We start from the raw sequence: 21,202 nt of genomic DNA, 5'->3' as shown, positions 1-21,202 counted from the left end.
CGATCTGCCTGCACAACGGCGGCGTCCGGCGATCCATCCACAGACGCCGCGGATCCGGGAGCCGGCGTCGTGTGTCTCCTCCTAGCCTCGGAAGTCCATCGAGAGGAGACCCCATGTCCGTCTTCACCGTCGACACCGACGCCGTCCAGGCCGCCAACGGCGCCGCCTACGCCACCATGGAGCGGCTGCAGAGCGAGTCGGCCGCGCTCATGGCCCAGCTGAATCAGCTGCAGTCGTCGTGGACCGGCGCCGCGGCCGTCGCCTTCCAGCAGTGCAGCGAGCAGTGGCGCGGAGCGCAGATGCACGTCGAACAGGTGCTGGGATCGATCAGCGGCGCGCTCGGTTCAGCCGCGTCGCAGTACGCCGAGGCCGACCAGTACTCGGCGAGCCTGTTCCGCTGACCCGAACGAGCCGGAACACGCAGAATGCCCCCTGCCATGCGGCAGGGGGCATTCGACGTGGTGCTTCAGATCATCAGGATCAGAAGTCCATGCCGCCGGACGGGTCAGCCGGCATGGCCGGAGCCTTCTCGGGCTTGTCGGCGACGACGACCTCGGTGGTCAGGAACAGGCCGGCGATCGACGCCGCGTTCTGCAGCGCCGAGCGGGTGACCTTGGCCGGGTCGATGATGCCCTGTGCGAACATGTCGCCGTACTCTCCGGTGGCCGCGTTCAGGCCGTGGCCGGCGGGGAGCTCGGAGACCTTGTGCGACACGACGCCCGGCTCGAGGCCGGCGTTGATCGCGATCTGCTTCAGCGGAGCGCCGGTCGCGACGCGGACGATGTTCGCACCGGTCGCCTCGTCGCCCTCGAGGTCGAGGGTGTCGAGCACCTTGGCCGACTGCAGCAGCGCGACGCCACCACCGGCGACGATGCCCTCCTCGACGGCTGCCTTCGCGTTGCGGACGGCGTCTTCGATGCGGTGCTTGCGCTCCTTGAGCTCGACCTCGGTCGCAGCCCCCGCCTTGATGACGGCGACGCCGCCGGCCAGCTTCGCGAGGCGCTCCTGCAGCTTCTCACGGTCGTAGTCGCTGTCGGTGTTCTCGATCTCACGACGGATCTGAGTGACGCGACCCTCGATGGCGGACTGCTCGCCCGCACCCTCGACGATCGTGGTCTCGTCCTTGGTGACGATGACCTTGCGTGCACGGCCGAGCAGGTCGAGCGTGGTGTTCTCGAGCTTGAGGCCGACCTCTTCGGTGATGACCTGGCCGCCGGTCAGGATCGCGATGTCCTGCAGCTGCGCCTTGCGACGGTCACCGAAGCCGGGAGCCTTGACGGCGACCGACTTGAAGATGCCGCGGATCTTGTTGAGCACGAGCGTCGCGAGAGCCTCGCCCTCGACGTCCTCGGCGATGATGACCAGCTCCTTGCCGTCCTGGATCACCTTGTCGACGACCGGCAGCAGGTCCTTGATGTTGCCGATCTTCTGGTTGGCGATGAGGATGTACGGGTCCTCGAAGACAGCCTCCTGGCGCTCCGGGTCCGTGACGAAGTAGGGGTTCAGGTAGCCCTTGTCGAAGCGCATGCCCTCGGTGAGCTCGAGCTCGGTGCCGAAGGTCTGCGACTCCTCGACGGTGACGACGCCCTCCTTGCCGACCTTGTCGATGGCCTCGGCGATGAGCTCGCCGATGGCGGGGTCGGCGGCCGAGATCGATGCGGTGGCGGCGATCTGCTCCTTGGACTCGATCTCCTTGGCGCTGTTCAGCAGGTCCTCGGTGATGGCCGCGACGGCCTTCTCGATGCCGCGCTTGAGCGAGATGGGGTCGGCGCCGGCTGCGACGTTGCGCAGGCCTTCGCGGACCAGCGCCTGAGCGAGGACGGTCGCAGTGGTGGTTCCGTCACCGGCGACGTCGTCGGTCTTCTTGGCGACCTCCTTGACGAGCTCCGCACCGATCTTCTCGTACGGGTCGTCGAGCTCGATCTCCTTGGCGATCGACACACCGTCGTTCGTGATCGTGGGGGCGCCCCACTTCTTCTCGAGCACGACGTTGCGACCGCGCGGGCCGAGGGTCACCTTGACGGCGTCGGCCAGGATGTTCAGGCCGCGCTCGAGGCCACGACGGGCCTCCTCATCGAAAGCGATGATCTTTGCCATGAGTCTTTCGTCCCTCCCGGACGTAGGCGATGGGGTATTAGCACTCCGAGTGTTCGAGTGCTAATAACAGTCTGGCACTCGACCCATGGGAGTGCAAGCCGCGCGTCCGGAAGGACCGCGGGCCGTCAGGGGGCCGGTGCCTCGCTGGCCGGGGCGGACGACGTCGCCTTGTCGACGCCGATCACGACCGTCAGCTGCGGCCTGTCGGAGTCGTTCATCGCGGCGTAGAAATCGCTCTGCTGCACGTCGACGCCCCCGAGGACGTCGGCGAGCCCGAGGGCGGCGCCCTCGTCGGCATCCGCGACGTAGAACACCGTCGTCTTCGAGAACTCCTGCGACGCGCCGTCGCTGCCGAACACGTCGTCGGTCGACCATCCATCGGCCAGCAGCTTCTCACGCACCTCGGCGACGCGCCCCTTCTCGGTCGTCGCATTGAGGATCAGCACGCGATACGACGTATCGATCTGCGCCACGACGCCGGGCTGCGTCGGCACCGGGCCGGGCTCCTCCCCACCGAACAGCGAGATGCGATCCATCATGACCAGCGACACGAAGATCCCGCCGACGATGAGCACGAGAGCCACCGCCGCCGACCACAGCAGCACGACGAGACCGTTCATCCCGGGCTGCTCGGCGCGGTGCGCACCGACGCGGCCCGTGGCGTGCGGAACGTCGTCGAATCGATCACGGGAGAGCTTCTGCACCCCTCGATGCTAGCGGGCGGCCGCCGTGAGTCCGCACGGAGCGGAGCCGGGCGGATGCTCGCGGTGAGGCGCGCTCAGCCCACGAATCCGCGCATGCGGGCGGTGCGCTGCACCGCCCTGCTGTCGCGCAGGCGGCGCAGACGGCGCACCAGCAGCGGATCGAACTCGAGCGCCGCCTCCGTCTCGATCAGGCGGCCGAGCAGCTGGTAGTAGCGGGCCGGACTCATCCCCAGCTGCGCACGGATGGTCTCCTCCTTCATGCCGCCGTGACGCGGCCAGGCCGCCTCGAGCGTCAGGATCGCGCGATCGCGATCGGAGAGTTCACCGAGCATGCGCCCAGGCTACGCGGCATCCGGCCCGATCCCCGCGCGCCACTCCCACCAGCGCCCGAGCGGGTCGGCATCCGCCACGACCCGGCCGTCGACAGCGACCGCGAAGCCGCGGAACGCGCTCGGATCGATGCGCGGGCGCCAGGCGTCGTGCAGCGCCGGCGGGTCGATCGTGATCCAGCGCGCGTCCAAAGCGCGGATGCGGTCGATGAGCTCGGCGCGTCTCGGTCGGGGCAGGTAGACGAGCATGCCGGGGGTGGTGACGACGAGGGTCGCCCCGTCCGGGGCGGCCGCGGCCATGCCCTCCAGCTGCTCGATGGCGTCTCCGGCGCGCAGCAGCGGCGGGTCGGCGGAGGCGACCGTGATCGCGGCGGCGATCCGCTCGGCGCGCTCGTGCTCGCCGGGCCAGATGAGCGACTCGAGCCAGGCCCGGTCGGCTGGCACCCGCACGTCGATCGGATCGAGATCGACACCGGCGCGCCAGATCACCTCCGGCACGCGCAGCTCGGGCAGCTCGCCCGTGACCGCACTGGTCAGCAGCACCGTCGAGGGCCCGTCGTCGGGATCGATGCGTCGCCGCAGGATGCCGTCGTCGCCGTCGATGCGGAACGAGTAGCGGTCGGGGTACAGGCACAGACCCGCGGCGGCTCCGAGCTCGAGCAGGGCGATCGGACCCTCGACCAGGCTCAGCGCGGGCAGCAGCGCCGCCAGGCGGAGGGGTTCGTTGATCTGCACCCCGCGCCGCGCGCATTCCGTGACGAGATCATCGGCATGGTCGATCACGAACTGCCGCCACGACCGGTATCCGGCCACCGGCGCGCCGAGCAGGCGGGACACCGCGAACACCAGCGGGGGCTGCCGGTGCTGCGGCATGAGCCGCTCGAGCACGGCCTGCACGCCGGCATCCGTCGCGACACCCGTCGCCCACTCGGTGTACACCTCGCTGCGCCCTGGCGCCTCGTCGAGCGCGAAGCGTTCGTAGCGCTCGGCGACACCATCCGTCATCCCGCCATTGTCCCAGCCGGCGGGTCGGGCACGATGCGGACGCCCCTCGAGCGACCCGAGCGGGGCGTGGAGGCGAGAGAATGGATGCATGGGTTACAGCGTGAACAAGACGGATGCAGAGTGGCGCGCCGAGCTGGGCGCCGACCAGTACGCGGTGCTGCGCACCGCGGCGACGGAGCGCCCCTGGACGGGCGAGCTGCTCGATGAGGAGCGCGCCGGGCTTTACACCTGCGGCGCGTGCGGTGCGGAGCTCTTCCGCAGCGGCACGAAGTTCGATTCGGGATGCGGCTGGCCGAGCTTCTACGAGTCGGTGCGCCCCGAGGCCGTCGAGCTCATCGAGGACACCTCGCTCGGCATGGTCCGCACGGAGGTGCGCTGCGCGGCGTGCGGCTCGCACCTCGGCCACGTCTTCCCCGACGGCTTCGGCACCCCGACCGGCGACCGCTACTGCATGAACTCGGTGGCGCTGTCGTTCACGCCCGACGAGTCGTGAGTGCGCTCGACGCCGTCCGGCGCCGAGCATCCTGGTCGCGCGTGACCGACGACGCGCCGACGCGCGAGCAGCTGCTGCCGCTGGTGGAGGCGGCCGGGCGCGTCGCGGATCACTCGGCGCTGCGACCGTGGCGACTGATCGAGCTGCGCGGCGACGACCGTCTGACGCTGGGAGCCGCGCTGGCTGCGGCAGCCGGGGACGACGCACCCTCGACCAAACCGCTGCGCGCCCCGCTGCTGATCGCCATCGTCGCCTGCTACCGCAGGAGCGACAAGGTGCCGCGCTGGGAGCAGGAGGCGGTCGTCTCCGGCGTCGCGCACACCCTGAGCCTGCTGCTCGATGAGGCGGGCTGGGGCGTCATCTGGCGCACCGGCGGGCTCACCCGCGCGACGGCCGTCGCCGAGGCGCACGGCCTGCGCGACGACGAGGAGCTGCTGGGCTGGCTCTACGTCGGCGGGAAGCCCGAGGGCAAGGACGCCGGCCGACGCAAGCCGGTGGCTGCCGATGCGCTGCTTACCGCGATGCCCGCAGCGTCGGCGACCGCCGAGGAACTGGGTCGGCGTGGCGAGGCGTCGAAGAAGGACAAGACCTCGAAGAAGGACAAGACCTCGAAGAAGGACAAGACCTCGAAGAAGGACAAGACCTCGAAGAAGGACAAGACGCTCAAGAAGGACGAGTCCTCGAAGAAGCGCGAGAAGAAGAAGCGCGAGAAGAAGAAGCGCGAGAAGCGCTGAGTCAGCGCTGCCGCGGCAGGGCGACGATCACCGAGGCCGCCGCGACGAAGATCATCGCGGCGAGCTGCCACAGGGCAGGACCGCTGTCGACTGGCCAGATGAGATCGATCGTCACCGACGTCACGAGCTGCCCGAGCACGCTTCCGAGGCCGAGCAGCAGCACACCCGTGTAGGGCACGAGCCAGGCTCCGAGCAGGATGTAGGCGAAGCCGAGGAGGCCGCCCAGGTACAGCCAGGGCTCGGCCGGAAGTGCGCCGGGCATCCCTCTGGTCGCGACGCTGACCGCGGTGCCCGCGAGCAGCACGACGGTGCCGGCGATGAAGCTCATCAGGGTCGCCGTGAGCGGCGATGCGACCCGGCGCGCGAGGCGACCGTTCGCCGCCGCCTGCCACGCGATGCCTGCGCCGGCCGCGAACGGAAGCAGCAGCAGCCACAGGGGCGCGGTCGCGAGCACGTCGCCGCCCAGCGAGATGCCGACGGCGGCGAGGGCGAGGGCACCGCCGATCACCCGCCCCGGAGTGACGGCGACGATGCCGGAAGGTCCGACGCCCATGCGGTCCAGCAGCAGGCCGTGCAGCGTCTGGCCCGCGACCACGCCGACGGTGAACAGCGACACCCCGAGGACGCCGGCGACGAGCCCCTGCGTGGTGACCGTGAGGGCGCCGCAGGTGCCGCCGAGAAGCATCCAGAACGGGATGGTGCGGGAGCGGATGCCCGTGAGCAGCCGCCCGAGACCTGCCCGACCGGAGGGCAGGGCGAGGACCACGACGACCAGGAGCACGAGCCCGACGGCGAACGAGATCAGACCGGCGACGATCCCGTCGTCGATGCGGACTCCGAGGACGCCGTTGATCCGGGCCTGCACGGCCGTCATCGCCCCGATCGACACAGCGCCACCCAGGGCGATCCAGGCGGGCAGAGGGCGAGGGGAGGTCACTCGCTCCAGGTTACCTGCGCAGCGCTCCGCCCCGCGCCGGCGCCGGGCATCCACCGTGCGTCGGGGGCTTCACCAAGTCGTCACCACCATGTCGGCACCCGCGGATAGCCTGTCGGCATGTGCGCGAGCTACGGACTGGATCCCCGCTTCACCGACGCCGAGCTGCTGGCCGAGGCCGACGACGCCGTGCTCGACGGGTTGCGCTCGTGGGCTGAGCGCAATGCGGGTGAGACCCTGCGTCCGACCGGGAAGAACCTGCGAAACCTGAACCCGCTGGTGACGGCAGACGGCGATGCCGCCGCGCTCAAACCCGCCTGGTGGGGTTTCCTCGTCGACGGTCAGCCGGCGAAGTTCCCGTCGATCAACACCCGATCAGAGCGCCTGCAGGACCGCCCTGGCGCGCTGCGCACGCGCGGCCTGGTGCCAGCGACAGGCTGGTACGAGATGCAGAAGCCCGATCGCGTGTGGCACGAGTTCGGCCTCGGGGGAGGGGTGCTGTTCGGCATGGCCGCGGTCACCCAGCGCGGCCGCACTCCCGACGGCGAGTGGGTCACCTGCTACTCGATCGTGATGCGCCCCGCTCCCCCGCACCTGGCGAACATCCACGACCGCATGCCCGTGCTGATCCCCACCCCGTTCGCGCACGACTGGCTGCACGGCGATCCCGGCCGTGAGCTCATCGACGAGGCGCTGCTCGCCGCCGCCGGCCTCGACGAGCGGGTCGCCGCGGTGCCGCGCGACGACGACAAGGGCGCTCAGACCCTCTTCTGACAGATGAACGAGGCACGCGCCCTTCTCGGGAGCACGTGCCTCGTCTGTGGAGCCGACTACGGGACTCGAACCCGTAACCCCCGTATTACAAGTACGGTGCGCTACCAATTGCGCCAAGTCGGCGGACCGTCATCCAGCATAGCGACGGACATCGGATCACTCGCACCGACCGCCCGGTCAGGATGCGGGCGTCGACGAGGGCGTGGGCGACGGTGTGGGCTTCGTCGCGCCGAAGTACTCGTCGCTCGCGATGGTGAGCACGAACTGCGAGAACTCCGCGGGGTCGTTCAGGGCGCCGACGTACGACTTGCCGCCGACGAGGATCAGCGCCTCGTTGTTCAGCTTGAGACCGTCAGTACCCGGCAGCGGACCCTCGAGCGCGCGGTCCGTGGCGTCCTTGGCCCACGCCACGAAGTCCTGCTTCTCGATGCACGAGCGCACCTTCTTGGCATCCGACACCCCGACGGCGACCGCGAGGTCGGCGAGCTCGGCGTCGCTGCGCCCGTCGCTGTCGGGTTGGGGCTGCCCGGCCAGCAGCTCGTGGTTGTAGTCGTAGAAGCTGTTCTGCGCGTACGTGGCGACGCACGCGGCGGCGGCAGCGGCGCGCAGCGAGTACTTCGTGCCGTTGGAGCTGGCGGTGAGCAGCGCGACAGGGTGATACGTCACGGTCACGGCCCCCTCGGAGATCCAGCCGGCGAGCTGGCGCGCGTTGGCGCGCTCGAACTCCGCCGCTCCTGCCGAGAGGTAGTCGACGTAGATGTGGATCTCAGTGGGCTTCGCACTCGTCGAGGCCGAAGGCTCCGGTGTCGGGGTCGCACCCTCGCCCGCCTCGGCGGCACCCTCCGAGGGCGCGGGGGTGGCCGCCGTCGCCGACGGGGCGGCGGTGACCTGGTTCACCGTGACGCCATCGCCCGACATGCCGCTCGGGCTGAGCTGCGGCTTCGAGATCGACGAGCCCACCGCGTAGGCCACGGCAGCGCCGATCGAGCCGACGGCGAGGATGGCGACGAGACCGATGACGAGCCGTCGCACCAGCCGCGCCCGGGACTGCTGGGCGTGCACCAACTGTGCCTTCTCCCGCACCGCTTCACGCGAATGGCGAGCGGCGGGGACGTTCGGCGTTTCGTCGCTCGACATCGTTCCTCTTGAAGATCGGATGGGCCCTGAGGCATCGGGTGGGACCGGGTGATCCCGCGGCCGCAGAGAGCGCGGCGCCGGGTTCGATGCTAACGAGGCAGTCTGGGAAATACCCAGACGCGCCCGGTCGTGCCATACTGATCCCGACCCGATGGCGGGTCACGGCGGGCGGGGCCCGCCGCTTCCATCACGAAGGATCGTCCGGCACGTACCTGCCGGTGAAGGAGAAACCATGGCCACCGTTACGTTCGACGACGCCACCCGCCTGTACCCCGGCGGCACGCGTCCGGCTGTCGACAAGCTGAACATCGAGATCGCCGATGGCGAGTTCCTTGTTCTCGTCGGCCCGTCCGGCTGCGGAAAGTCCACCTCGCTGCGCATGCTGGCCGGCCTCGAAGAGGTCAACAGCGGCCGCATCCTCATCGGCGACCGCGACGTCACCGACGTGCCGCCGAAGGACCGCGATATCGCGATGGTCTTCCAGAACTACGCGCTCTACCCGCACATGACGGTCGCCGAGAACATGGGCTTCGCGCTCAAGATCGCCGGCGTCGGCAAGGAGGAGCGCGCGAGCCGCGTGCTCGAGGCCGCCAAGCTGCTCGACCTCGAGGAGTACCTCAACCGCAAGCCGAAGGCCCTCTCGGGCGGTCAGCGCCAGCGCGTCGCCATGGGCCGCGCCATCGTGCGTCAGCCCCAGGTCTTCCTCATGGACGAGCCGCTGTCGAACCTCGACGCCAAGCTGCGCGTGCAGACCCGCACGCAGATCGCCTCGCTGCAGCGCCGCCTCGGCGTCACCACCGTCTACGTCACCCACGACCAGACCGAGGCGCTGACGATGGGCGACCGCATCGCGGTGCTCAAGGACGGCATCCTTCAGCAGGTCGGCACCCCGCGCGATCTGTACGAGCGGCCCAACAACGTCTTCGTGGCCGGCTTCATCGGCTCGCCGGCGATGAACCTGTTCTCGGCAGACCTCGCCGACGGCGGCGTGCGCTTCGGCAGCGAGATCGTCCCCCTCGACCGCGACACGGTCGGTCGCGCCAGCGGCAGCCAGGTCACCGTGGGCGTGCGCCCGGAGGACATCACGGTCGGCCCCGCCGACGGCAAGGGCCTCGCGGTCGTCGTCGACCTGGTGGAGGAGCTCGGCGCCGACGGCTACCTCTACGGTCACACCGACATCAACGGCAAGCGCACCGACATCGTCGCCCGCGTCGACGGCCGCAGCCACCCCAACGCCGGCGAGACGGTCACCCTGGCCGCCAACCCCGGACACGTGCACGCCTTCGACCTCGAGTCGGGCGAGCGCCTCAACGACAAGCCGGTCGTCTCGGCCTGACGAATCGAACACTCGGCGCGGGCGGACCTCATGGTCTCCCGCGCCGCGGTGTTTCCGGAGGAGAAATGCAGGAGTCTCTGCGCATCACCGCCAGCTCCATCGACCCGGGTCTGCTGAGCCTGCCCTGGTCGACCCCGCTCGGCAAGTGGCCGTCGGAGCACATCGTGTCGCTGCCGAAGGGCCTGTCGCGCCACCTCGTGCGCTTCGCCGACCTGTCGGGGCGGGTGGTCGCGGTCAAGGAGACCACGGCCGAGATGGCCCAGCGCGAGTACGAGATGCTCGGAAACCTGGGCCGCCTGGACGTGCCCTGCGTCAGCCGGGTCGCGGTGATCGCCGGACGCACGGACGCCGAAGGCAAAGCGCTGCCGGCAGCGCTGGTGACTTCGCATCTGCGCTTCTCGATGCCCTATCGCGCGCTGTTCACACGGGTGCTGCGCCCCGACACGGCGACTCGTCTGGTCGACGCCCTCGCCCTGCTGCTCGTGCGACTGCACAACGTCGGGTTCTACTGGGGCGATGTGTCGCTGTCGAACACCCTGTTCCGGCGCGACGCCGGCGCGTTCGCCGCATATCTGGTGGATGCCGAGACAGGTGAACTGCACGAGGAGGGACTGACCGACGGTCAGCGCGCATACGACCTCGACCTCGCGCGCACGAACATCGCCGGAGAGATCATGGACCTCGCCGCCGGCGGCCGTCTGGAGCGCGGTGTGGATGCTCTCGAGATCGCCGACGGCATCGTCTCGTCGTATCGGTCGCTGTGGGCGGCGCTCACCGACGAGGAGACGTTCTCGACCGGGGAGACCTGGCGCATCACCGAGCGCGTCGAGAAGCTCAATGCGCTCGGCTTCGACATCGACGAGATGTCGATGGAGACCACCCCGGACGGCACGACCGTGCGCATCCAGCCGAAGGTGGTCGACGCCGGGCACCATCAGCGACGGCTGATCCGCCTCACCGGTCTCGACGTGGAGGAGAATCAGGCGCGCCGGCTGCTCAACGACCTCGACGAGTTCCGCGTGCGCTCGACCAAGGCATGGACCGAAGAGGAGATGTACGCGCACGAATGGCTGACCCGCGTGTTCGAGCCGGTCGTGCGCGCCATCCCGTACGACCTGCGCGCCAAGCTCGAGCCCGCCGAGGTGTACCACCAGGTGCTCGAGCACCGCTGGTACCTCTCGCAGGCGCAGTCACGGTCGGTGCCGCTCGCCGAGGTGCTGACGAGTTACATCAACGACGTGCTTCGGCACCGTCGCGACGAGGCGACCATCATGGGGCCGCCCACCGAGACGATGAGCCTCCCCGTGGTCACCGGATCGGTCGAGGTGTCGGACGACACCGCCGCGATCGACTGGCGCGACCTCGTCTAGCCGCGGTAGCCGACGGTGAAGCGACCGTTGCGGTGCTTCGGCTGCTCGATCTCGTCGATGACGGCGATCGCGAAGTCCGCGCCGGAGATGGTGGAGTTCCCGTCGGCATCGCGAACCAGCACATCGCCGCCGTCGTGGTACCGGCCGGTGCGCTCGCCCTCGGCCCAGGGCCCGAACACCTCGGCCGGGTGGATGAAGAACCATTCGAGGCCGTCGGCATCCTGAAGCAGCTCGAGCGAGTCGATGCCGACCTGCGCCTCATGCCTGTACTCCTCGGGGAAGCCCTGGTCGAAGAGCCGCGGCCCACCCAGGGCGACAAGGCTGCCACCTGCGCCACCGACCACGCCCAGACGGGTCGAGGTTCCGGCGAGCTTCGCGGTCAGGCCGCGCAGCGCGCCGATGACCTCGTTCTCCATGTCGCCACGAGGGGAGAGCGCGGAGATGACCACGTCGGCGCCGTCGAAGACGCCGCCGAGGCCATCGAGGTCGAGCACCGAGCCCTGCACGTACCGCGCACCGCCGATGGGCGTCTCGGGCGTGCGACGGGCGATCACCGTCACCTCGTGCCCTCGGCTCACCGCCTCGCGGGTGATGTGCGATCCGGCGTAGCCGGTTCCTCCGATGACGACGATGCGTGACATCCGTGCTCCTTCCGATGCGCGTACGGGCTCACTGGATACAAGTCGCGCAACCGCGCCCTTATTCCGCGGCGGCGCGGACGGTCGAAACCTGGTAGAGCGCGACGGATGCCGCGATGCCGGCGTTCAGGGATTCGGTGGCCGACGAGATCGGGATAGACACGATCTGGTCGCACGTCTCGGTGACCAGGCGCGAGAGGCCCTTGCCCTCGGATCCGACGACGATGACGACGGGACGGTCGGCCAGCTCGAGTGCAGGCAGCGTCACGTCTCCCCCGCCGTCGAGGCCGAGCACGAACACGCCCTGCTTCTTGAACTCCTTCAGCAGCGTGGTCAGGTTGGCCGCGAGCGCGACGGGCAGGCGGGCCGCGGCGCCTGCGCTGGTCTTCCACGCGGCGGAGTTCACGCTCGCCGAGCGGCGCTGCGGCAGAATGATGCCGTGCCCGCCGAAGGCTGCCGTCGATCGGATGATGGCGCCGAGGTTGCGCGGGTCTGTGATGCCGTCGAGGGCGACGAACAGAGGTGTCTCGCCACGGTCGATCACCTGCTCGAGCAGGTCCTGCGGGTGCGCGTACTCGTACGGCGGCACCTTCAGCGCGACGCCCTGGTGCACGCCGTCGAAGCCGGCCATGCGGTCGAGCTCCTGACGGGTCACCTCGAGCACGGGGATCTCCCGGTGCCGCGCGATCGCGAGCATCTCCTTGACGCGGTCGTCCATTTCGACGCGCTGTGCGATGTAGAAGGTCGTCGCGGGGATCTTGGTGCGCAGCGCCTCGAGCACCGAGTTGCGCCCGGTGACGGTCTCGGTGTCGTCGGATGCCTTGCTGCGGGCCTGACGGTTCATGTCGCGACCCTGCGGCTTCTGACCGACGCGCCCCTTGCCGCCGGCCGCTGCGAACCGCTCCTGTGCCGCCTTGCGCTTGCCGGCGACGTGCCAGCTGCGGTCCTCGGCCTTCGGCGTGGGGCCGCGACCCTCGAGCGCCTTGCGGCCGAGGCCGCCGGTGCCCTTGGAAGCACCCTTCTTCTTGCTGTTGCCCGCTCCGGGGCGGCCAGGCTTAGCCATCGATACTCCAATGCGTTCCGTCCGGAGTGTCCTCCAGAGTGATTCCTGCCGCGCCGATCGCGTCTCGGATTCGATCGGCCGCGGCCCAGTCCTTGTCTGCGCGCGCCTGCGCGCGCTGCGTGATCATCGTCTGCACGAGCGCGTCGAGGGCGGATGCCTCGTCCGCGCCGGTCACGTCGCCGCGCCACTCCGGCGCGAGCGGGTCGATCCCGAGGATGCCCGCCATGTCGCGCACCTGCAGCGCCGCGAGCTGCGCGTCGCCGCTGCGCCCGGCGTCGAGCATGCTGTTCCCTGCCCGCACCGTCTCGTGCAGCACCGCGAGCGCCTGCGGGACGCCGAGGTCGTCGTCCATCGCAGCCGCGAACGCGGCCGGCAGATCCGCCGCCGACGAGAACTCGGCGGGAAGGCGCGCGGCGCGCTCGAGGAACGATCGGATTCGCCCGAGGGCGGCCTCGGCTTCGGCGAACGACGACTCGGTCAGATCCAGGCTCGAACGATAGTGCGCGGCGGCGAGTGCGTAGCGCACCACGAGCGGGTGATGAACTGCGAGCACGTCGGCGGCGAGGGTGAAGTTGCCCAGTGACTTCGACATCTTCTGCCCGCCCACGGTGACGAGGCCGTTGTGCACCCAGTACCGCGCGAACGCGTCGCCGGCGGCGGTCGACTGCGCGAGCTCGTTCTCGTGATGCGGGAAGCGCAGGTCCAGTCCCCCGCCATGGATGTCGAACTCCGCGCCGAGGTAGCGCCTCGACATCGCCGAGCACTCGATGTGCCAGCCGGGCCGGCCTGGGCCCCACGGCGAATCCCATACGGCATCCGGCTGCTCGTCGCTCTTCGCGCCCTTCCAGAGCGCGAAGTCCTGCGGGTTCCGCTTGCCTCGAGGGTCGGCGTCCGCGGCCGCCTCCATCGCGTCCACCGACTGATGCGTGAGCGAGCCGTATTCCGGCCACGAGCGCACGTCGAAGTACACGTCGCCCGAGCCGTCGGCGGCGGCATAGGCGTGGCCGCGATCGATGAGGGTCGCGATCAGGTCGTGCATCTGCGGGATGAACCCGGTCGCCCGCGGCTCGTAGGTCGGTGCCAGGATGCCGACAGCGGCGTACGCCTGCGAGAACTCCTGCTCCATGCGGTATGCGAGCGCCCACCACGGCTCGGTCCCGGTCGCGTTGGCGAGCACCTTGTCTTCGATGTCGGTCACGTTGCGCACGAAGGTCACCCGCCCGTAGCGGCGTGCAAGCCAGCGACGCAGCAGGTCGAAGCTCAGCGCGGCGCGCACGTGCCCGATGTGCGGACCGGACTGCACGGTGGGTCCGCAGACGTACATCGTCACGTTCGAGGCATCGAGCGGGGCGAAGTCGCGCAGCTGCTGCGCGCGAGTGTCGTACAGGCGGATCGTCACTGCACAAGACTACCGGGGCGGGGCACGGACTGCCTGGGCGTGGTCTTCCGGTCAGCTCCGGTGGATGAGCGCCACCGCGGTGACGGCGATCCCCTCGCCGCGACCGGGGAACCCCAGACCGTCGGTGGTGGTCGCCGAGACCGTGACGACGGCGCCGCCGAGCGCGGTCGAGAGCACCTCCTCGGCCTCGGCGCGGCGTGCGCTGAAGCGCGGCCGGTTGCCCTGGAACTGCACCGACACGTTGCCGATGGCGAAGCCCGCCTCGGCGAGCATGGCAGCGGTGCGCGCGAGGAAGACATCTGCGTGCGCTCCCGCGTACTCGGGGTGTGCGGTGCCGAAGTGCTGCCCGATGTCGCCGAGCCCCGCGGCGCCGAGCAGGGCGTCGACCATCGCATGCGCCACGGCGTCACCGTCCGAATGGCCCGACAGCGCAGGCTCACCCGGCCATTCGAGCCCGGCCAGCCACAGGCTGCCCTCTCCGCCGAACGCGTGCACGTCAGTGCCGACGCCGATACGCGGCATGCATGAGCCGCCAGGACGTGCACCGAGCAGCAGCTGCGCCCGCTCGAGATCGTCGGGGGTCGTGATCTTGAAGGCGCGTTCGGATCCGGGGATGCGACGCACGGCGCCCCCGGCGGCGGAGAACAGCGCCGCATCGTCGGTGTGATCATCGCCCGCGGCCTGTGCCGCGGCGTATGCGTCCTGCAGGGCTGCTCGCGGGAATCCCTGGGGCGTCTGCGCGGCCACGAAGACCGAGCGGTCGACCGGCCCGGCGATATCGTCCCCTTCGACCCTCTTGAGCGTGTCGACGACGGCGAGCGCGGGGATCACGCCCGCATCGGTCACCGAATCCGCCACCGCGTCGATCTGCGAGGCCGGGGTGAGAGCGCGCGCCGCGTCGTGCACGAGCACGATGCGCACGTCGTCGTGCAGGGCATCCAGACCCGCAGCGACCGACTGCTGACGGGTGGTCCCCCCGGTCACGACGCTCGCCAGGTGGCGGCGTTCCCCTGCTGACGCCGTGACCTCGGCGTCCACCTGCTCTTCCCGCCCGGGGGGCGCCACCACGACGACCTGCATGGGCGCGGCGGCGAACACGCCATCCAGCGCGTGACGCAGCACGGTGCGGCCGTCGACGTCGACGAGCGCCTTCGGCGCTCCGGCGCCGAGCCTCGTTCCGGAGCCGGCGGCGACGACGATGATCGCTGTGGTGGGAGTCGGGTGCGCAGTCACCTTCTCACGCTATCGCGCGTCGCGGAATGCGAAGAGGGCGGATGCCGCAGCATCCGCCCTCTTCGCAATTCCCGTCGCCGACGCGCTCGTCAGGAGGCGAGCACCTCATCGAGCAGAGCGCCGGCCTTGTCCTCGTCGATCTTCTCGGCCAGAGCGAGCTCCGACACGAGGATCTGGCGGGCCTTGGCGAGCATGCGCTTCTCGCCCGCGGAGAGACCGCGGTCCTGATCGCGGCGCCACAGGTCGCGCACGACCTCGCTCACCTTGATCACGTCACCAGAGGCGAGCTTCTCCAGGTTCGCCTTGTAGCGGCGCGACCAGTTGGTGGGCTCTTCCGTGAACGGGGCGCGCAGCACCTCGAAGACGTTCTCGAGACCCTCCTTGCCGATCACGTCGCGGACGCCGACCAGGTCGACATTCTCGGCGGGAACCTCGATGATGAGATCGCCCTGCGTGACGTTGAGCTTCAGGTACTTCTTGGTCTCCCCCTTGATCACGCGGTCCTTGACCTCGATGATCGTCGCGGCTCCGTGGTGCGGATAGACGACGGTTTCGCCAACCTCAAAAAGCATAAAAACGTGTCCTTTCGGCAATCTCCAGCATACCACAGCCGTTATGCAGTAAGGTTCGCGCCGGTCGGGCCCGCAGCGGCATCCGTCGTCGCCGCGGGCGCCCGACCCACTAGACTGATCCAGGACACCCGTCGCACCTCAGGAGGATCCGTGAACTCGCGCTCTGCTGCGTCCATCGCTCCGCGTCTCATCGCCGCCATCGCCCTGGGCTCGGCGCTCGCTCTCGGCACGACCGGGTGCACGTTCATCACGCACCAGGCGACCACGAACCCCTACCCCGCTTCCGATGGCGTGCCCTTCGACGAGACGGGCGGCGACGTCGTCGCGCGCAACGTCTTCGTCGTCACCACCGAGGACGGCGAAGTGGGTAACCTGGTGGGCGCGTTCATCAACGAGGGCGCGAAGACCGCCTCGGTCGACATCGACGTCGCGGGCGAGCAGCTCTCGCTGCGTGTGCCCGGCGAGGATCGTGTCAGCCTCGGCGCCGACAAGATGCCGCTGCGCATCGAGAACCTCGATGTCAAGCCCGGAGCGACCGTCGAGGTGCTCATCGTCTCGGGCGCCGGAGAGGCCACTCCCGCCCAGGTTCCCGTGCTCGACGGCTCGCTTCCGCAGTACGCCGACCTCGTCCCCGCAGCAGAGCCCATCGACGCGGCATCCTGACTTCCGCGGCGTCAGCCGCGACGCACAAGGAGGCCGGCTCCGTTCGGAGCCGGCCTCCTTGTGCGTCCGGCGGCGGATCAGCCTTCGAAGCGGTAGCCGAGGCCGCGCACGGTGACGAGCATCACCGGGTCGCCCGGATTCTTCTCGATGCGCGATCGGATGCGCTTGATATGCACATCCAGCGTCTTCGTGTCGCCGAAGTAGTCGCTGCCCCAGACCCGATCGATCAGCTGTCCGCGCGTGAGCACGCGGCCCGCGTTGCGCATGAGCACCTCGAGCAGCTCGAACTCCTTCAGCGGCACGTTGATCTCGGCACCGTCCACGGCGACCGTGTGCCTGTCGATGTCGAGCGTCACCCTGCCGCCCTCCAGCACGCGCTCGTCGAGCTCGGCATCGGCCTGCACGACACGACGCAGCACGGCGCGCATGCGCGCCAGCAGCTCACGTGAGGAGTACGGCTTCGTGATGTAGTCATCGGCGCCCAGCTCGAGTCCCACCACGATGTCGACTTCGGAGTCCTTCGCGGTCAGCATGATGATCGGCACGCCGGATGTCTGCCGCACCTGACGGCACACCTCGGTGCCCGCCATACCGGGAAGCATGAGATCCAGCAGGATGATGTCGGCGCCTCGCTCGCGGAACGCCGCGAGCGCGCCGGGTCCGTCTTCGGCGATCTCAACCTCGTACCCCTCGCGCCGAAGCAGATACGCGAGCGGGTCGGCCAGGTCGGGCTCATCCTCGACGAGAAGGATGCGGGTCATGCGAGCTCTCCGTTCCGGGCGTCGCGCGCACGGGCATCCCCGCTCACGCGCTTCTTCTTGGTCTTCCTCTTGGTTTTCTTGTCGGCGCTCTCGGGTGCGCTCGCGGCCGGCAGACGCACGGTGAACGTCGATCCCCGGCCGGGACGCGACCACACGCGCACGTCGCCGCCGTGCCGCTGGGTGGCGTGCTTGACGATCGACAGCCCCAGCCCCGTGCCGCCGGTGCGACGGGAACGGGCCTCGTCGGCACGGTAGAAGCGCTCGAAGATGCGCTCGCGATCGGCATCCGAGATCCCGATGCCCTGATCCGTCACCGCGATCTCGACGACATCACCGTCGACCTTCACACCGACGCCGACGCGCGAGCCGCGCGGCGAGTAGACGATCGCGTTGGCGATGAGGTTGCCGACCGCCTCGATCAGCACCTGCGCGTCGCCGCGCACCCACGCTCCTCGCTCACCGCCGCGGCTCAGCTCGACACCGGCCGAGTCGGCCTGCACGGAATGCGCCTCGATGGACGCTGCCACGACCTCGTCGATCGCGACCGGCTCGACCTGCGACAGGCTCTCGGCCGCCTGCAGGCGCGACAGGCTCAGGATGCGCCCGGTGAGCTGACCGAGGCGGGCCGCCTCAGCCGAGATGCGAGCGGCGAAGATGCGCACCTGCTCGGCGTCGTCGGCGGCCGATTCGATCGCCTCGGCGAGCAGGCTGACCGACGCGACCGGCGTCTTCAGCTCGTGACTGGTGTTCGACACGAAGTCGGTGCGCATCTGATCGAGGCGCTCGCGCTCGGTGACATCGCGGATGATCAACAGGGTGAGCTGCGGACCCACCGAGCTGGCCCGCGCCGATACCAGGCGCGGGTCGAGCGACGCACCGCCGGTGAGCCGCAGCGTCTCGGTCGCGCCGGTGCCGCTGTCGCGCACGCCGCGCACGAGCCGGCGCAGCTCGCCGTTCTCGAGCACCGCGCCCTCCCGGATCCCGAAGCGCGCGGCGGCGTTCGAAGTGGCGACCACCAGCCCTGAGGCGTCCAGCACGCACGCGGCGTCGTCCATGCTCGCCAGCACGTCGGCGACCCCTGCGGGCACGGCCGACGAGGTCTCCTGCAGCGCGAGGGCTCGCACGCGATACGCCCAGCTCACCAGCAGCACGGCGCCAGCCCCGATCAGCGCGCCGACGGCGAGGGCGAACAGCGCCAGCTGAGCGGAATCCATGCCTTCCACAGTAGAGGTCGGCATGTCGTTCACCCGACGTGCACCGCGTCGTCACACGGCGGAACGACTAGTATTCACGTTCCCGGCACCGTTCGTTAACCTTCGACCCGGACAATCGTTCCGGCCGCGCGAGCGCGTGCCCCGGCGAGCCCAGCCGAACCCCCGACGAAAGGTTGCGCCGACATGCGCGAAGTGTTCCATCAGTCCCTCGAAGAGCTGCAGTCCCAGCTCGCCGAGATCGCCGATCTGGTCACGGTCGCGATCCAGAAGGCGACCACTGCATTCGCCGAGAGCGACGTCGCGCTGGCCGAGGAGGTCATCGCCGACGACGCGAAGATCGATGATCTGGCCGTCGCGCTCGACGAGCAGGCGATCGAGATCCTCGCGCGCCAGCAGCCGGTCGCCCGCGACCTGCGCATCGTGATCACCGCGCTGCGGGTGAGCGCATCGCTGGAGCGGATGGGCGACATGGCCGAGCACATCGCGCAGCTGGCGCGGCTGCGCTTCCCCGAACGCGCAGTGCCGAAGGGGCTGAAGGGCACCTTCCGCCGCATGGGAGAGCTCGACGTGCAGATCGCCGGGACCCTCGCCGACCTGCTGCGCACGCAGGACCTTCGGTTCGCGGACGACATCCGCAACGCCGACGACGACGTCGACGAGCTGCACGCGAGCGTTTTCGAGAAGGTGCTCAGCGACAACTGGAAGGGCGAAGCGACCGCGACGGTCGACGCCACACTCGCCAGCCGCTACCACGAGCGCTTCGCCGACCACGCGGTCGCCGTCGCGAAGAAGGTCGTGTACCTCGCGACCGGCGATTGGGCCGTGCAGGAGGAGGACATCGCCCTGGCTGCCGAGGCGCAGTCCAGCGCGGCTCCCTCCGCGCCCGGAGCCTCTGCGCCCTGACGCTCGACCGTCACCGGCGCCCGTGACGGTCGAGGCCCCCTCCGATCCACTCGGATCAGAGGGGGCCTCGACGGCGTGAGGGGGTGTCTACGGCGTCACTTCTTGCCCTGCGCGGCGACCGCGGCTGCGCCCGCTGCGGCAGCTTCGGGGTCGAGGTAGCGGCTCGCCCCGGTGGGCACGTTGTCATCGTCGAGCTCGTACACCAGCGGGATGCCCGTGGGGATGTTCAGCTCGGCGATGTCATCGTCACTGATGCCCTCGAGGTGCTTGACCAGGCCGCGCAGCGAGTTGCCGTGCGCGGTGACGAGAACCGTCTTGCCCGCATCGAGGTCGGGGACGATCGCGTCGTTCCAGTACGGCAGCAGGCGGTCGATGACGAGCTTGAGCGACTCGGTGCGGGGCACCTCGCCGTCGATGCCCGCGTAGCGCGCGTCGCCCACCTGGCTGAACTCGCTGTCGTCGTCGAGCGGGGGCGGCGGCACGTCGAACGAGCGGCGCCACAGCTGGAACTGCTCGGGCCCGAACTCCTCGAGCGTCTGCGCCTTGTCCTTGCCCTGAAGCGCACCGTAGTGACGCTCGTTCAGGCGCCACGAGCGCTTCACCGGGATCCACAGGCGGTCGGCCGCGTCGAGCGCGATGTTCGCGGTCTGGATCGCACGGCTCAGCAGCGAGGTGTGCAGCACGTCGGGCAGCAGACCCGACTCGGCCAGCAGCTCGCCACCGCGGCGTGCCTCGGACTTGCCCTGATCGGTCAGGCGGACGTCCACCCATCCCGTGAAGAGGTTGAGCTGGTTCCATTCGCTCTGGCCGTGACGCAGAAGAATCAGAGTGCGGGTCATGGGCCCAGCCTATCTTTTCCGGCTTTGGGTGGCGGGCTGCGTGACGTTCCCTTCGCTCGCAGAACGGGTGCCCCTCCCGCTTCGCGGGTCCCTCCCCGATGCTCGCTCCGGGAACGTCACTCCGCCCTCGACTGCACGTGTGGGGCGCGAGCGATATGGAACAAGTGGGGAGAATAGAAGGATGAGCGCACCTCTGGGCAATCCGACGAGGGGGACGACGGGAACGAATCGGCTGCGGCGGAACGACCGGTGGATCGTCGCGTCGGAGGCGTTCCGCAGGGCATCCGACCCGCTCGTGATCGATCTCGGGTACGGGGCCAGCGGTGTCACCGCGTTCGAGCTCGCGACCAGGCTGCGGCGGGAGAGGGCGGATGCCGAGGTGCTGGGCCTCGAGCTGGATCCCGACCGGGTCGCAACGGCCCGCGCCCAGCTCGACGAGGTGCGGGCGGGCCGAACGCCGTTCGCCGCCGACCTGCCCGTCTCGTTCGCGCGCGGCGGTTTCGAGGTGCCCGTGCCGGACGGCCGACGCCCCGCAGTGATCAGGGCGATGAACGTGCTGCGCCAGTACGACGAGGCGGACGTCGCGGACGCGTGGCGGCGCGTGACCGCCAGGCTCGCTCCGGGAGGGATGCTGTTCGAGGGCACGTGCGACGAGATCGGTCGCGTAGCCAGCTGGGTGGATGTGACGAGCGACGGAGAGCCGATGGCGTTCACGATCTCGCTGCGGCTGACCGGGCTCGAGCGTCCGGGCATCATCGCCGAGCGCCTGCCGAAGGCGCTCATCCACCGCAACGTGCCCGGCGAGCGCATCCACGCACTGCTGACCGCCCTGGAGCGCGAATGGGAGCGGGCAGCACCGCTGTCGACGTTCGGTCCGGTGCAGCGGTGGCTCGCCGCCGTCTCGGCGCTCAGGGCGCAAGGCGTCCCGGTTCACGGCACGAAGTCACGCTGGCGACTGGGCGAGCTCACCCTGCCGTGGCACGCGGTCGCCCCACGCCCCTGAT

22 protein-coding genes, 1 tRNA gene and 1 pseudogene are annotated in these 21,202 nt (G+C 69.8%); 9 read left to right on the top strand and 15 right to left on the bottom strand.

Annotated features, from left to right (window positions below; all coding sequences use genetic code 11):
• Positions 1-113: 113 nt before the first annotated feature.
• On the top strand, positions 114-401 hold the full coding sequence (locus PGB26_RS07655; protein ID WP_271637057.1) for a WXG100 family type VII secretion target: 288 nt from the start codon (positions 114-116) through the stop codon (positions 399-401).
• Positions 402-480: 79 nt separating this feature from the next.
• Here the strand turns inward: PGB26_RS07655 and groL are convergent, their stop codons facing one another.
• The 4 genes from groL to PGB26_RS07635 form a co-directional block, all read right to left on the bottom strand.
• Positions 481-2,097, bottom strand: coding sequence for a chaperonin GroEL (groL, locus tag PGB26_RS07650; protein WP_271637056.1), 1,617 nt, complete (start codon positions 2,095-2,097; stop codon positions 481-483).
• A gap of 125 nt (positions 2,098-2,222) precedes the next feature.
• Positions 2,223-2,801 carry a LytR C-terminal domain-containing protein gene (locus PGB26_RS07645; RefSeq protein ID WP_271637055.1) on the bottom strand — a complete coding sequence of 193 codons (579 nt, stop codon included), beginning with the start codon at positions 2,799-2,801 and terminating at the stop codon, positions 2,223-2,225.
• Positions 2,802-2,875: 74 nt separating this feature from the next.
• Positions 2,876-3,133: a DUF3263 domain-containing protein gene (locus tag PGB26_RS07640; protein ID WP_271637054.1), complete on the bottom strand. Its 258-nt coding sequence runs from the start codon at positions 3,131-3,133 to the stop codon at positions 2,876-2,878.
• A gap of 9 nt (positions 3,134-3,142) precedes the next feature.
• Entirely contained in the window at positions 3,143-4,135 is a 993-nt protein-coding gene (locus tag PGB26_RS07635) for a DUF2332 domain-containing protein (protein ID WP_271637053.1), read from the bottom strand.
• A gap of 88 nt (positions 4,136-4,223) precedes the next feature.
• On the opposite strand from PGB26_RS07635, the gene msrB reads away from it, so the two are divergent.
• On the top strand, positions 4,224-4,628 hold the full coding sequence (gene msrB / locus PGB26_RS07630) for a peptide-methionine (R)-S-oxide reductase MsrB (RefSeq protein WP_271637052.1): 405 nt from the start codon (positions 4,224-4,226) through the stop codon (positions 4,626-4,628).
• A pseudogene (locus PGB26_RS07625) lies at positions 4,625-5,167 on the top strand (nitroreductase family protein); the annotation flags it as partial. The gene msrB and the pseudogene PGB26_RS07625, both read left to right, overlap by 4 nt.
• 196 nt (positions 5,168-5,363) lie before the next feature.
• Here PGB26_RS07625 and PGB26_RS07620 read toward each other — a convergent pair.
• Positions 5,364-6,269, bottom strand: coding sequence for a DMT family transporter (locus tag PGB26_RS07620; protein ID WP_442923018.1), 906 nt, complete (start codon positions 6,267-6,269; stop codon positions 5,364-5,366).
• 147 nt (positions 6,270-6,416) lie between these two features.
• On the opposite strand from PGB26_RS07620, the gene PGB26_RS07615 reads away from it, so the two are divergent.
• Positions 6,417-7,070 (top strand): SOS response-associated peptidase family protein, encoded by a 654-nt coding sequence (locus tag PGB26_RS07615; RefSeq protein ID WP_271637050.1) that lies wholly within the window; start codon positions 6,417-6,419, stop codon positions 7,068-7,070.
• Positions 7,071-7,117: 47 nt separating this feature from the next.
• Here PGB26_RS07615 and PGB26_RS07610 read toward each other — a convergent pair.
• Both PGB26_RS07610 and PGB26_RS07605 read right to left on the bottom strand, forming a co-directional pair.
• A tRNA-Thr gene (locus PGB26_RS07610) sits at positions 7,118-7,193 on the bottom strand.
• A 54-nt stretch (positions 7,194-7,247) separates the two neighbouring features.
• Positions 7,248-8,207: a DsbA family protein gene (locus tag PGB26_RS07605; RefSeq protein WP_271637049.1), complete on the bottom strand. Its 960-nt coding sequence runs from the start codon at positions 8,205-8,207 to the stop codon at positions 7,248-7,250.
• Positions 8,208-8,439: 232 nt separating this feature from the next.
• On the opposite strand from PGB26_RS07605, the gene PGB26_RS07600 reads away from it, so the two are divergent.
• Positions 8,440-9,543, top strand: a complete 1,104-nt coding sequence (locus tag PGB26_RS07600) for an ABC transporter ATP-binding protein (RefSeq protein ID WP_271637048.1) — start codon at positions 8,440-8,442, stop codon at positions 9,541-9,543.
• Positions 9,544-9,608: 65 nt separating this feature from the next.
• Positions 9,609-10,913 carry a DUF4032 domain-containing protein gene (locus PGB26_RS07595; RefSeq protein WP_271637047.1) on the top strand — a complete coding sequence of 435 codons (1,305 nt, stop codon included), beginning with the start codon at positions 9,609-9,611 and terminating at the stop codon, positions 10,911-10,913.
• Here the strand turns inward: PGB26_RS07595 and PGB26_RS07590 are convergent.
• The 5 genes from PGB26_RS07590 to PGB26_RS07570 form a co-directional block, all read right to left on the bottom strand.
• The gene (locus PGB26_RS07590) at positions 10,910-11,554 is read right to left on the bottom strand and encodes an NAD(P)-dependent oxidoreductase (RefSeq protein ID WP_271637046.1); all 645 of its coding nucleotides are present in this window, start codon (positions 11,552-11,554) and stop codon (positions 10,910-10,912) included. The two genes, PGB26_RS07595 and PGB26_RS07590, sit on opposite strands and share 4 nt — an antisense overlap.
• Before the next feature lie 58 nt (positions 11,555-11,612).
• On the bottom strand, positions 11,613-12,614 hold the full coding sequence (gene rlmB, locus PGB26_RS07585; RefSeq protein ID WP_271637045.1) for a 23S rRNA (guanosine(2251)-2'-O)-methyltransferase RlmB: 1,002 nt from the start codon (positions 12,612-12,614) through the stop codon (positions 11,613-11,615).
• On the bottom strand, positions 12,607-14,013 hold the full coding sequence (cysS, locus tag PGB26_RS07580; RefSeq protein ID WP_271637044.1) for a cysteine--tRNA ligase: 1,407 nt from the start codon (positions 14,011-14,013) through the stop codon (positions 12,607-12,609). Before cysS ends, rlmB begins: the two co-directional genes overlap by 8 nt.
• A gap of 51 nt (positions 14,014-14,064) precedes the next feature.
• Positions 14,065-15,246 (bottom strand): 2-C-methyl-D-erythritol 4-phosphate cytidylyltransferase, encoded by a 1,182-nt coding sequence (ispD, locus tag PGB26_RS07575; RefSeq protein WP_271637043.1) that lies wholly within the window; start codon positions 15,244-15,246, stop codon positions 14,065-14,067.
• Positions 15,247-15,335: 89 nt separating this feature from the next.
• Positions 15,336-15,818 (bottom strand): CarD family transcriptional regulator, encoded by a 483-nt coding sequence (locus PGB26_RS07570; RefSeq protein WP_071640539.1) that lies wholly within the window; start codon positions 15,816-15,818, stop codon positions 15,336-15,338.
• Between the two features lie 150 nt (positions 15,819-15,968).
• On the opposite strand from PGB26_RS07570, the gene PGB26_RS07565 reads away from it, so the two are divergent.
• The gene (locus PGB26_RS07565; RefSeq protein ID WP_271637042.1) at positions 15,969-16,481 is read left to right on the top strand and encodes a DNA modification methylase; all 513 of its coding nucleotides are present in this window, start codon (positions 15,969-15,971) and stop codon (positions 16,479-16,481) included.
• A 77-nt stretch (positions 16,482-16,558) separates the two neighbouring features.
• Here PGB26_RS07565 and PGB26_RS07560 read toward each other — a convergent pair whose 3' ends face one another.
• On the bottom strand, positions 16,559-17,242 hold the full coding sequence (locus PGB26_RS07560; protein WP_271637041.1) for a response regulator transcription factor: 684 nt from the start codon (positions 17,240-17,242) through the stop codon (positions 16,559-16,561).
• A complete protein-coding gene (locus PGB26_RS07555) occupies positions 17,239-18,456 on the bottom strand; it encodes a sensor histidine kinase (protein WP_271637040.1) in 1,218 nt (405 codons plus the stop codon). The genes PGB26_RS07560 and PGB26_RS07555 overlap by 4 nt, the downstream gene beginning before the upstream one ends.
• Before the next feature lie 183 nt (positions 18,457-18,639).
• On the opposite strand from PGB26_RS07555, the gene phoU reads away from it, so the two are divergent.
• Positions 18,640-19,359 carry a phosphate signaling complex protein PhoU gene (gene phoU / locus PGB26_RS07550; protein ID WP_271637039.1) on the top strand — a complete coding sequence of 240 codons (720 nt, stop codon included), beginning with the start codon at positions 18,640-18,642 and terminating at the stop codon, positions 19,357-19,359.
• A 95-nt stretch (positions 19,360-19,454) separates the two neighbouring features.
• Here the strand turns inward: phoU and PGB26_RS07545 are convergent, their stop codons facing one another.
• Positions 19,455-20,198: a phosphoglyceromutase gene (locus PGB26_RS07545; protein ID WP_271637038.1), complete on the bottom strand. Its 744-nt coding sequence runs from the start codon at positions 20,196-20,198 to the stop codon at positions 19,455-19,457.
• Between the two features lie 181 nt (positions 20,199-20,379).
• Here PGB26_RS07545 and PGB26_RS07540 point away from each other — a divergent pair, with 181 nt between their 5' ends.
• Positions 20,380-21,201: a class I SAM-dependent methyltransferase gene (locus PGB26_RS07540; RefSeq protein ID WP_271637037.1), complete on the top strand. Its 822-nt coding sequence runs from the start codon at positions 20,380-20,382 to the stop codon at positions 21,199-21,201.
• Position 21,202 lies beyond the last annotated feature (1 nt).

Source organism: Microbacterium sp. nov. GSS16 (assembly GCF_028198145.1).
Lineage (GTDB): Bacteria > Actinomycetota > Actinomycetes > Actinomycetales > Microbacteriaceae > Microbacterium.
This window is presented reverse-complemented; position numbering and strand designations above follow the sequence as displayed.

Excerpts from the sequence above, each read along its gene's own strand:
- rlmB (WP_271637045.1), bottom strand. The coding sequence starts at position 12,614 with ATGGCTAAGCCTGGCCGCCCCGGAGCGGGCAACAGCAAGAAGAAGGGT.
- PGB26_RS07635 (WP_271637053.1), bottom strand. The coding sequence starts at position 4,135 with ATGACGGATGGTGTCGCCGAGCGCTACGAACGCTTCGCGCTCGACGAG.
- PGB26_RS07540 (WP_271637037.1), top strand. The coding sequence starts at position 20,380 with ATGAGCGCACCTCTGGGCAATCCGACGAGGGGGACGACGGGAACGAAT.
- PGB26_RS07595 (WP_271637047.1), top strand. The coding sequence starts at position 9,609 with ATGCAGGAGTCTCTGCGCATCACCGCCAGCTCCATCGACCCGGGTCTG.
- PGB26_RS07615 (WP_271637050.1), top strand. The coding sequence starts at position 6,417 with ATGTGCGCGAGCTACGGACTGGATCCCCGCTTCACCGACGCCGAGCTG.
- PGB26_RS07655 (WP_271637057.1), top strand. The coding sequence starts at position 114 with ATGTCCGTCTTCACCGTCGACACCGACGCCGTCCAGGCCGCCAACGGC.
- PGB26_RS07555 (WP_271637040.1), bottom strand. The coding sequence starts at position 18,456 with ATGGATTCCGCTCAGCTGGCGCTGTTCGCCCTCGCCGTCGGCGCGCTG.
- phoU (WP_271637039.1), top strand. The coding sequence starts at position 18,640 with ATGCGCGAAGTGTTCCATCAGTCCCTCGAAGAGCTGCAGTCCCAGCTC.
- msrB (WP_271637052.1), top strand. The coding sequence starts at position 4,224 with ATGGGTTACAGCGTGAACAAGACGGATGCAGAGTGGCGCGCCGAGCTG.
- PGB26_RS07560 (WP_271637041.1), bottom strand. The coding sequence starts at position 17,242 with ATGACCCGCATCCTTCTCGTCGAGGATGAGCCCGACCTGGCCGACCCG.
- PGB26_RS07590 (WP_271637046.1), bottom strand. The coding sequence starts at position 11,554 with ATGTCACGCATCGTCGTCATCGGAGGAACCGGCTACGCCGGATCGCAC.
- PGB26_RS07570 (WP_071640539.1), bottom strand. The coding sequence starts at position 15,818 with ATGCTTTTTGAGGTTGGCGAAACCGTCGTCTATCCGCACCACGGAGCC.
- PGB26_RS07545 (WP_271637038.1), bottom strand. The coding sequence starts at position 20,198 with ATGACCCGCACTCTGATTCTTCTGCGTCACGGCCAGAGCGAATGGAAC.
- PGB26_RS07640 (WP_271637054.1), bottom strand. The coding sequence starts at position 3,133 with ATGCTCGGTGAACTCTCCGATCGCGATCGCGCGATCCTGACGCTCGAG.
- PGB26_RS07605 (WP_271637049.1), bottom strand. The coding sequence starts at position 8,207 with ATGTCGAGCGACGAAACGCCGAACGTCCCCGCCGCTCGCCATTCGCGT.
- PGB26_RS07600 (WP_271637048.1), top strand. The coding sequence starts at position 8,440 with ATGGCCACCGTTACGTTCGACGACGCCACCCGCCTGTACCCCGGCGGC.
- groL (WP_271637056.1), bottom strand. The coding sequence starts at position 2,097 with ATGGCAAAGATCATCGCTTTCGATGAGGAGGCCCGTCGTGGCCTCGAG.